Genomic DNA, 10,874 nt, shown 5'->3' on the forward strand with positions numbered 1-10,874 from the left:
TATGAGCCATCAAAGTAAAGAATTCGGGATATCCAGTTGGGCGGTTGATAATCGCGTGACGGTATACATACTTACATTTATCGTGGTGATAACAGGTGTTTATGCCTATATAACAATGCCGCGTGAAGATTTCCCAGAAATCATTGAAAACAAAATTTACGTTTCTTCCATTTTTCCCGGGAACTCGGCTGAAGATGTAGAGAAATTAGTAACCAAACCTCTAGAGGATAATATTAAAAACATCAGTGGTGTTAACAAAGTAACTTCAAGTTCGTTCCAAGATTACGGTATGATTGTGGCCGAATTTGATGATGATATCACAGTGGATCAGGCCAAAATTTTGATTAAAGACAAAGTGGATGTTTCTAAAGCTGACACCGACTGGCCGACTCTTGATAACGGTAGTAAAGTGGAACCTAGTGTTTTTAGTATCAACATTGCTGAAGAGGTGCCAATTCTTAATATCAACTTGAAAGGAGATTATACGGCACAGCAATTGAAAAAATACGGCGAATATCTTGAAGATGAAATTGAAGATATCTCAGAAGTAAAAGCAGTTGATATTTTAGGTGTCGATGAAAAAGAAGTTGAAATTGCAATTGATGTTTACAAAATGAACGCTGCAAAAGTAAGCTTCGATGACATTGCAAGTGCTGTGAAGTATGAAAATATGACGTTGTCAGGAGGTAATTTAATTTCTCAAGGCGCAAGAAATAATATTAGAATTATTGGAGAAATAGAAGATCCTGCCGAATTGGAAAATGTGATTGTTAAATCGTATGGAGGTTCTGTTTATCTTAAGGATATTGCAAAGATTTCTTTTAAGGAGAAAGAACGTACGACATTCGCACGTGAGAAAAATGAAGAAGTAGTGATGTTGAACGTAAAAAAACGTTCGGGTCAAAATATGATTTCAGCTATTGATCAGGTGAAAGAAGTTGTGAAAAAAGCACAGGAAACAGTTTTACCTAAAAATTTAGAAGTAACATTAACAAACGACCAATCTTCGCGAGTAGAGCATCAAGTGGATGAATTGTCGAATCATATCATTTTCGGTGTGGTTCTGGTAATGATTGTATTGATGTTTACTATGGGATTGCGCAACTCGTTATTCGTTGGAGCTGCTATTCCTTTGTCCATATTTATTGCTTTTACTTTGTTACAAGCTATCGGAGTTACTATGAATACTATGGTATTATTCGGATTGGTAATGGGACTTGGTATGTTGGTGGATGATGGTATTGTGGTCGTTGATAATGTTTTTGCCAATATGAAAAAAGGGATGCCGCGTATCGAGGCTTCTAAAATTGGTATTGGAGAAATAGCATGGCCCGTTATTTCCTCAACGGCAACTACATTAATGGCGTTTTTACCATTTGCATTATGGCCAGGTACTATGGGTAAATTTATGATGTATTTCCCGTTAACTTTATCTGTAACACTGGGAGCTTCATTGTTTGTAGCTATGGTTGTTAATGCAGCCATGACTGGTGGTTCGATGGATATTGAGGATAGAAATATTTCTCCAAGAGTTTTAAAAAGAAATACAATCATTTTCTTGGCTGTTGGAATAGTGTTTGTGATTTTGGGCAACGTAATCGATTCCAAATTAGGTAGAGCTGTAGGGCATTTGTCTTTAATTTCGGTAGCATTAATGTGGTTGTACTACAAAAAACTATACCAATGGACGCAAGATTTTCAACATAGCTTTTTTCCACGTATGGAAGACAAGTATAAAGCTGTGTTGGCTCGAATTTTGGAAGGAAAAGCGGCCTGGAGAGCTTTTGGATTGATTGTAGCAATGTTGTTTTTCTCTTTTATTTTGCTTGGAATTTTCCCAAGAAAAGTATTGTTTTTCCCAGATAATATTCCAAATCAAGTAATTGCTTACATTGAATATCCTCAAGGAACAGACATTTCAAAAACGAACAAAGCTACTGAGTTTGTTGAAAAACAAGTTATTAATGTCTTAAGTAAATATGTTGATCCTAAAACCACTGAGAACTTTTTAGCAGAGTCTATTGTTGCTCAAGTGGGAGTGGGTGCGACTAATCCACAAGTTGATTTGGGTTCACAATCGGAAACACCTCATAAAGGTAAGGTAACGGTAAATTTTGCCGAATTCAAATTCCGTCGTGGTGTAAATACTGCCGATGTTATGGAAGAAGTTCGTGCTAAAATTAAAGCAATTCCGGGTGCTTCGGTAACGGTAGAAAAAGATGCGGCTGGTCCACCGGCAGGTTATCCAATCAGTATCGAATTAACAGGTACCAATTATGATTTGATGTTGAAAGAAGCAGATAAAATGATTGCTTTCTTGAATTCGAAAAATATTCCAGGAATTGAAAAACTGAAAGTAGACATCAATAAAGAAAGTCCCGAGTTGTCAGTGAAAATCGATCGTGTAAATGCAGGTAGCTTAGGTGCTTCTACAGGAATGACTGGTTTTACATTACGACGCGCTGTGTATGGTCAGGAAATATCTACATATAAAGAAGGAGATGACGATTATAATATTGTAATGCGTTTACAAGACGATCAGCGTAAAAATGAAAGCGTTTTGTTCAATCAGCCTTTAACGTACCGTAATCCGAATAATGGTCAAATTATGCAGGTGCCAATTTCGGCTGTGTCTAATACAGAAAAAACGACTACTTACAATCAGATTAAACGTAAAAATTACAAACGTATCATGACAGTGTATTCCAATATTTTAACGGGATATAACGGGGATGAGATCACAAAGAGTATTGCAAAAGAGTTGGAAAATTATAAGCTTGCTGGTGATATTACCTATGGTTTTTCAGGAGTTCAAGAAGAGCAAGGAAAAAACCAAAGTTTCTTATTCTTCGCTTTGTTCTTGGCGTTGGCAGGTATTACAACAATTATTGTGTTGCAGTTCAACTCAGTTTCGAAAACAATTGTAATTATGTTTACGGTGTTGTTGAGTTTTAGTGGTGTTTTCTATGGCTACGTAATTGCACAAATGGACTTTATTGTCTTAATGACTATGATGGGAATTATCTCATTAGCCGGGGTTGTGGTGAAAAACGGTATCGTATTGATGGACTTCTTCGTGTTGCTAATGGATAAGAAAGTAGCCGATAATGGTTTGAAAAGTCATGACGATTTAACGTTAGACCAAATTAAAGAAGTAATTATCGAATCTGGAAAATCACGTTTGCGTCCGGTATTGTTAACGGCCTTGACTGCGGTATTGGGATTAATTCCATTGGCAATTGGTTTGAATTTCGACTTCTTTGGATTGATTACAGATTTCAACCCGCACTTGTATATGGGAGGTGATAATGTGATCTTCTGGGGACCATTGGCATGGACAATTATTTTTGGATTGACCTATGCGACCGTGTTGACCTTGGTTATTGTGCCTGTGATGTTCTATTTGGTAAAACGCACCAAATATAAACTACGAGAAAAAAGTTTAGCGCGTAAAGCGGCTAATGCAGAATAGAAGAAACGCCCCAATTTGGGGCGTTTTCATTTTAAAAGGTATAGGTTAAGCCAATACCTAATACTTGTTTCAACTGAATCTTTGGACCAACAGTTATTTGTTCGCCATTTTCTTCTTCTTTTGCTTTGATGTCATCATCGTAAATTAAATGAGTGCCAATATTTGCGCTTACGTATTCGTTTACAATTAGGTCCAATTGTAATTGCCAATTGACATCAATATTGCCAAAATTATTGAGATAGTCCGAATACAATGCAACTCGGTTTTCTAAATATATATTTTTAAAAATTTCATCTTTGTGTTGTCCCGTAAGCAATACACCAACTTCCGTTCTCGATTTGTGACCTTCTGAGACTAAATTGCCAAATTCATCATATACTGCTTTTTTTACACCGAATGCTCCCTCATTAGCCAGACGTTGATTCAAAACTAAAGTCGTTTTCTGCGTTAATGGAGAAAGGTATAATTTTAAATGGTCTTCTTTGCTGATGTATTCGGTACCTACTCCCAGAAATATATAGGCTGGTGCGAAAAATCGTGAAATGGCTGTCTCAGTATCTGGGTAAGAATAGCCATTGGTAAATTGAGTGTTGAAGTTTAATTTGGCAGAATAAAACCAATTCGAAATAGTGTCTCTTCTGAATCCAAAGGTCGAATTGAATTGCAAAGCGTCATCAGTTTTTCTTAGACTAGTTCCGTCTTGTTTGTTTACGCCATACCGAACAATTAACTCGTTATGCCATTTTAAATTCTCATATTCGTATTTTCTGATGAAGTTTAATTTAAGTAAGCCGGAAATTGAATTGTTACCTCCTGCATTCCAGTTCATGAATGCAGTTTCGCTAATGTCAAAACCTACTTTATTGTGTTTTTTCCAATAGGTAGTGGAATCGGGTAGCTTCGTTGTTATTTTGTCTTGAGCTAGTGAAGTAAGTGTAGTAAATGCCAGAAGTACAACTGGGAAAATAACTTTCGGTTTCATTGAAATCTTTAATTTGGGCTATTAAAAAACGCCTCTGCAATGCGAGAGGCGTTTTTCTTGGTTTTTGGTTTTTGGTTAATCTGTGGAGAATATCGGAGTCGAACCGATGACCTCCTGCGTGCAAGGCAGGCGCTCTAGCCAGCTGAGCTAATCCCCCTGATTGAAGCCAAATATACCATTTTTATTCAAAATTCAATGAATCAGCAATGAAATTAACAAATTAAGGTGTTTTTGTTGCTTTTTGCTTTTAAAAGGTAGTGTGGCTTTAGTGGAGAATACCGGATTCGAACCGGTCGCCTCTACGCTGCCAGCGTAGCGCTCTAGCCAAATGAGCTAATCCCCCAAAAAGTTTTCCAAATATACTCTTTTTGCACAATAATTGGTACTTTTGCTAAAAAAATAGTATGGACGTTACCATTAAAATTACCGACCGAGAAGGTGTTACCCACGAAGTTAAAGCTCCAACTGACATGAATATGAATATTATGGAGTTAATACGAGCGTATGAATTAGCACCGGAAGGTACAATTGGTATTTGCGGTGGTATGGCAATGTGTGCTTCCTGTCAATGTTATGTGTTGAATGATGTGGCTTTACCTGAAATGGGACAAGATGAAGAAGCGATGCTGTGGGAAGCTTTTAATGTTAAGGAAAATAGTCGCTTAGGCTGTCAAATTCATATTACAGAAGAACTCGATGGATTGGCTGTTGAGTTGGCTCCAGAAAGTTGATACAATAAAAAAAAGCTCCTATTTGGAGCTTTTTTATTTTTTTTACTACTTATTTCCCTTTGCCAGAAGCTTCAAGATTTCTTTCAATAGTATGTCCTGGTCTAGTCCATTTTGGTTTTTCTCCCAATGATTCGAACTTAGAATTGCATGCTTCTACAGTTTCAGGTTGCATTTTCTTAATGAATGGTTTTTGGGGTTGTAGGCCCAACATTTCAAACATTTTCATATCTTCATTCACATCAGGATTTGGTGTTGTCAATAATTTGTCTCCAGCAAAAATTGAATTTGCTCCTGCAAAGAAACACATCGCTTGACCCTCACGGGACATATTGGTTCTTCCTGCTGATAAACGCACTTGGGTTTCTGGCATTACAATTCTTGTTGTAGCCACCATTCGTATCATTTCCCAAATTTCTACTGGTTTTTCATCTTCCATTGGAGTACCTTCAACAGCTACTAATGCATTAATTGGCACTGATTCTGGTTGAGGGTTTAAAGTGGATAAGGCAACTAGCATACCTGCTCTATCTTCAATGCTTTCTCCCATACCGATTATTCCACCACTACATACAGTAACATTGGTCTTGCGTACATTTTGAATAGTTTCGATACGGTCTTCAAAACCACGTGTTGAAATCACTTCTTTATAATATTCTTCGGAAGTGTCTAAGTTATGATTGTAGGCATATAGTCCGGCTTCAGCTAAACGTTGCGCTTGATTTTCAGTTAACATTCCTAATGTACAACAAACTTCCATGTCCAGTTTGTTTATAGTACGTACCATTTCTAAAACTTGGTCAAATTCTGGTCCGTCTTTAACGTTTCTCCATGCTGCGCCCATACATACTCTTGAAGAGCCTGAGGCTTTAGCTCTTAGTGCTTGTGCCTTTACTTGTTGTACGCCCATTAGGTCGTTTCCTTCAACGTCTGTGTGGTATCTTGCTGCCTGAGGGCAGTAACCACAATCTTCAGGGCACCCTCCGGTCTTAATAGATAGTAATGTAGATACTTGAACTACATTGGGATTATGGTGTTCTCTATGTATGCTTGCAGCTTCATAAAGCAAGTCCATTAGAGGTTTGTTGTATATTGCAATGATTTCTTCTCTAGTCCAATTGTTTCTTGTTATACTCATAACTCCTTTTTTGTATGCGTCAAAAATAAGGATTTCAGCTTGAAAAACCTTAGTAAACAAAAAAATGTTCCCAACAATTGCGTTGGAAACATTTTCTCTCAATATAATTGATTCTAAAAACTTTTAACTCTTCTGTCTTTCCAATATTGCATTAACGTGAAAGTAATAATGATAGAAGAGGCGATGCCTTCAAATAATAATCCAATACAGTATTGGTACATAGAAGGTTCTCCGCCTCCAAAGAGGAAATTTTGAGACAGTTTGGCAAGATATGCGTCGCCCCCTTTCATTGAGATGTAAGCAAGCAGAGCTGCAACACTTAAGGCTACACCGGTAAGTGAAGTCAAACTGCCGGAAATGATATTGTCTAGATAGGCTGTTTTTCCTTCGGCGTAATTTGATTTTATTGTTTTGTTAATAAAATACACTACAATGAAAATGTTTAGCAATCGTAGAAGGAAAATGTCTGATAAACCTAATAACTCCATAGTTAGGAAATAAATACCAATAGCTATGAAAATCATAATGCCGTTATGTACTTCTCTTGAAATGTTCATGGCTTATTTTTTTAGTTAAACAATCAGTAATTGATTAGGACTTGTTCTCAAAGTTATTGATTATAATATTGATTTCCAAATGTTTAACAAATAAATAGCTTCAATGTCTAGGAGAAATAGGTTAAAGATTCATTTTTGTCCATTTGGAGCTGTTTTTTTAATGCATCTACAGATTCGAATTTCTGCTCTTCTCTTAAGTGTTCTAGTACTGATATTGTAATCTGTTTTTCGTACAAATCTTCATTAAGATCAAAGAAATGAACTTCGATAGAAAGATTCTCTCCATTAACGGTTGGTCGTGTACCAATGTTCATCATACCCTGATGCGTTTTTCCTTCCCATGTACCGGTAACAATATAAACTCCTTTTTTTGGGATAATTTTTTGTTGATCTTCAACTTGTATATTGGCAGTTGGGAAATCTATGGTGCGTCCTAATTGTTTTCCTTTTACCACTTTACCTGTGAAAAAATAATTGTAGCCTAGATATTGATTGGCCAAGTTGATCTCTCCCTGCGTAATTGCATTTCGAATTTTAGTTGAGCTAATGGTGATTTCATCAATTTCTTCTGCTGAAATCTGTTCTACATCAAAATGGTATTTCTTGCCAAAATTGATTAAATCATGAATGTCTGATCCTCTGTTTTTTCCAAATCGGTGGTCGTAACCTATGATTATTTTTTGGAGGTTTAATTTTTCTACTAAAATGGTTTTCACAAACTCCTCTCCGGTTAATTCCGATAGATTGCTGTCAAAATTCAAAATGATCAAATTGTTGATTCCTGAATTTTCTAACAAGATGGTTTTTTCTGGGGTTGTATTTAGGAGACCGATTGTTTCTTTTTTGTGTAAAACGTTGCGTGGATGCTGTGCAAAAGTAACAACAACGGTTTCCAAATTGTCCATTTTGGCGCTCTTCAAAAGTTTGGCAATGATTTTTTTATGCCCTAAATGAACCCCGTCAAAAGTTCCTAACGTTACAATTGTTTTGACGGGTGTACTAAAGTCAAAAATTGAGTGGAATACTTTCACTATAAAAATTTTGGTAAATATAGGATTTGTTTTGCTTAGTATGAGGGAGTTACATTTTCAATACTTCACTTTTTTAATAAATATTTTTAAAATTATTTCATAAATTTGTTAAAAATCAAATAAATTAAAACATGAAAACACAATTACTAACGTTATTCGTTTTATTTTCTTTGAGTCTTGCCACTGCACAAACTGGTGGGTATTGGTCATCTCATAATGGATCTAAAGCTGAGCTGGCAGTTAATAAAGCTGCAGCTAGAGGAAATTTTCCTAAAGAATTTGTATTGTTTGATTTGAATTTTCAGTTGCTGAAGCAGAAATTAGAAGGGGTAGTTGCTAAGAGGACGGGTTCAATTTTGATTGAATTACCGAATGCAGATGGAAAAATTGAACAATTTGAGTTGTTCGAAGCTTCAAATTTTGATGATGAATTACAGGCTAGATATCCCGATATCAGAGCTTTTTCGGGTAAAGGGATTACAGATAAATATGCTACTTTGAAAATGAGTATTGCTCCACAAGGTGTGCAAACCATGGTTTCTAGAGTTGGAAGTAATACCGAGTTTATGGAACCGTATTCACAGGATAGAAAAACCTATGCGGTATATCGTTCTGAAGCAGGAAAAGGGAAATTCAGTATTCATTGTACTACTCAAGATGAAAAGATGATGGATGATTTGTCGGGAAAAATTAGATCGGTTCAGCGCTCTAATACCGGTGAATTGAAGACAATGCGTTTGGCGCAATCCTGTACGGGGGAGTATTCGTTTTTTCATGCCAATGCTATTGCGGTGGGGACAACCCCAACAGTGGCTATATCATTAGCTGCAATCAATGCGACATTAACACGTTGTAATGGAGTGTATGAAAAGGATTTAGGACTTCATCTCAATTTGGTAGCTAGCTCAACCAATGTTATTTATACCAATTCGGTAACCGATCCTTACAGTGATACTGATGATAATTACAATTCGGAATTGCAAACTGCTTTAGATGCCGTTGGTGGAGTGGGATCTGCTAATTATGATATTGGACATTTATTTTCGGCAATCGGAAATAATGGGAATGCAGGGTGTATTGGATGTGTTTGTGATTTGAATAAAGGAAGCGGATTTACTACTAGTACCGCGCCGGTTGGTGATAATTTTGATATCGATTTTGTGGTTCATGAAGTGGGCCATCAATTGGGGGCGAATCATACATTTTCTATGAGTCTTGAGGGTAATGGGGTTAATGTTGAGCCTGGTTCGGGTGTTAGTATTATGGGATATGCAGGTATCACAGATTATGATGTTGCTCCACATTCGATAGATAAATTTCATGCGGTTTCTATAAATCAGATTCAAACAAATCTAGGAACAAAATCCTGTCCTGTTACAACGAGTATTACTACCAACAATGTGGCGCCGGTTGTAAATGCTGGTGGAAATTTTACGATACCAATCAATACACCATTCATTTTGACTGGATCTGCAACAGATGCAAATTCGGGAGATGTATTGACTTATCAATGGGAGCAGGTGGACAATGCTTCTGCAGGTCAGAGTGGTGCAAGTAGTTCGGCGAGCGCTACCAAAGCTTCAGGGCCGAATTGGAGATCATATGATGCGAGTAGTTCGCCTTCTCGGTATTTTCCAAGACTGGAAACTTTTCTCAATGGGGCGACTACTACTTCGGGGTCTGAAATAGTGGTTGAAGCCTTGAGTTCGGTTACAAGAACACTTAATTTTAGGTTAACTGTAAGAGATAATGTACCTTATAGTTCTTCGGTGCCGGTGAAAGTTGGTCAAACGGGTTTTGCAAATGCGATCATTTCTGTCGATGGAACCAAAGGACCGTTGATTGTTTCTTCTCAAAATGTGGAAAATCAATCATGGTTGCCCGGCAGTAGTCAAACCATTACGTGGGCTGTGAATAATACCAATACGATTACTGGGGCTACTAATGTTAATATTTTATTGTCTACTGATGGTGGATTGACTTATCCAACTGTGCTTGTTGCTAATACCGCTAATGATGGTAATCAGTTGATTACTGTGCCAAATGTTTCGGGACAACGATGTAGGGTGATGGTGAAGCCAACGGCTAATGTTTTTTTTGCTGTGAATTCCAAAGATATCGCAATAGGTTATTCGGTAGCTTCGGTTTGTAATAATTACACGATCAATCCTAATGCAGCAATTCCTGATAATGGAACAGATTTTTTGGTGCATTCAGTAAATGTGCCAACGACAGCACCTATTTCTGATGTAAATCTTGGGGTGAATCTGACACATACTTATATTTCTGATATCACATTGGCTATGTTAAGTCCTCAAGGGACTCAACTTACTTTGTTTAGTGGTTCCTGTACGAGCAATGATAATATTAATGCAACTTTTGATGATCAAGGTTCGGCTATTGTTTGTGCAACAACTATTACTGGAAATATTGTGCCTGCACAATCTCTTTTTGTTTTAAATGATCAAAATCCTAATGGTTCATGGCTTTTTGGTGTTATCGATGAGGAGGCTTTAGATGTAGGAACAATCAATAGTTATACGTTGACAATTTGTTCTAAACAGTATACTTTAGCAAATGATGATTTTGAATTGGAAGCTTTTGAGTTATTTCCCAATCCAAGTAATGGAAGTTTTACTTTGAAGTTTGTTTCGAATACTGGTAACGACATTAAGGTTAATGTTTTTGATTTGCGGGGAAGACAAATTTTTGATAAAACCTATCGGAATACAGGTGTTTTTAGCCAGGATATTGGTTTGGAAAACGCTCAGGCTGGTGTTTATTTGTTGTCTGTTTTAGATAGTGGAAAAAAAACGGTAAAACGAATTGTTGTAGAGTAAATAGGTATATATTTACAAAAAAGACGAACCTTTGTTCGTCTTTTTGTTTTTTTTGTTTTTTAACATTTACGTTTTAAATTTTACTATATATTTGTTAAAATACCATATAAATTAACCAAAAAGTTT

The 10,874-nt window shown here is 36.6% G+C and carries 7 protein-coding genes and 2 tRNA genes; 3 read left to right on the forward strand and 6 right to left on the reverse strand.

Features of this window, described 5'->3' with window-relative positions; translation table 11 throughout:
- Position 1 precedes the first annotated feature (1 nt).
- On the forward strand, positions 2 to 3,472 hold the full coding sequence (locus ACFO7M_RS01060) for an efflux RND transporter permease subunit (protein ID WP_379717156.1): 3,471 nt from the start codon (positions 2 to 4) through the stop codon (positions 3,470 to 3,472).
- 31 nt (positions 3,473 to 3,503) lie between these two features.
- On the opposite strand, the gene ACFO7M_RS01065 is transcribed toward ACFO7M_RS01060, so the two are convergent.
- The 3 genes from ACFO7M_RS01065 to ACFO7M_RS01075 form a co-directional block, all read right to left on the reverse strand.
- Positions 3,504 to 4,454: a DUF3078 domain-containing protein gene (locus ACFO7M_RS01065; RefSeq protein WP_379733564.1), complete on the reverse strand. Its 951-nt coding sequence runs from the start codon at positions 4,452 to 4,454 to the stop codon at positions 3,504 to 3,506.
- 83 nt (positions 4,455 to 4,537) lie between these two features.
- A tRNA-Ala gene (locus ACFO7M_RS01070) sits at positions 4,538 to 4,611 on the reverse strand.
- Positions 4,612 to 4,723: 112 nt separating this feature from the next.
- A tRNA-Ala gene (locus tag ACFO7M_RS01075) sits at positions 4,724 to 4,797 on the reverse strand.
- Between the two features lie 61 nt (positions 4,798 to 4,858).
- Here ACFO7M_RS01075 and ACFO7M_RS01080 point away from each other — a divergent pair.
- Entirely contained in the window at positions 4,859 to 5,185 is a 327-nt protein-coding gene (locus ACFO7M_RS01080; RefSeq protein WP_379717150.1) for a ferredoxin, read from the forward strand.
- A 49-nt stretch (positions 5,186 to 5,234) separates the two neighbouring features.
- Here the strand turns inward: ACFO7M_RS01080 and bioB are convergent, their stop codons facing one another.
- The 3 genes from bioB to ACFO7M_RS01095 all read right to left on the reverse strand — a co-directional run bounded on the left by bioB (position 5,235) and on the right by ACFO7M_RS01095 (position 7,908).
- A complete protein-coding gene (gene bioB, locus ACFO7M_RS01085; protein WP_379733566.1) occupies positions 5,235 to 6,320 on the reverse strand; it encodes a biotin synthase BioB in 1,086 nt (361 codons plus the stop codon).
- Positions 6,321 to 6,433: 113 nt separating this feature from the next.
- On the reverse strand, positions 6,434 to 6,877 hold the full coding sequence (locus ACFO7M_RS01090; protein WP_379717144.1) for a hypothetical protein: 444 nt from the start codon (positions 6,875 to 6,877) through the stop codon (positions 6,434 to 6,436).
- Between the two features lie 107 nt (positions 6,878 to 6,984).
- A complete protein-coding gene (locus ACFO7M_RS01095) occupies positions 6,985 to 7,908 on the reverse strand; it encodes a bifunctional riboflavin kinase/FAD synthetase (RefSeq protein ID WP_379733568.1) in 924 nt (307 codons plus the stop codon).
- A 131-nt stretch (positions 7,909 to 8,039) separates the two neighbouring features.
- Between ACFO7M_RS01095 and ACFO7M_RS01100 the strand changes: the two genes are divergently transcribed.
- On the forward strand, positions 8,040 to 10,748 hold the full coding sequence (locus ACFO7M_RS01100; RefSeq protein WP_379733569.1) for a reprolysin-like metallopeptidase: 2,709 nt from the start codon (positions 8,040 to 8,042) through the stop codon (positions 10,746 to 10,748).
- Positions 10,749 to 10,874 lie beyond the last annotated feature (126 nt).

The sequence above is a fragment of the Flavobacterium sp. GCM10023249 genome, from assembly GCF_042653365.1.
Taxonomy (GTDB): Bacteria; Bacteroidota; Bacteroidia; order Flavobacteriales; family Flavobacteriaceae; genus Flavobacterium.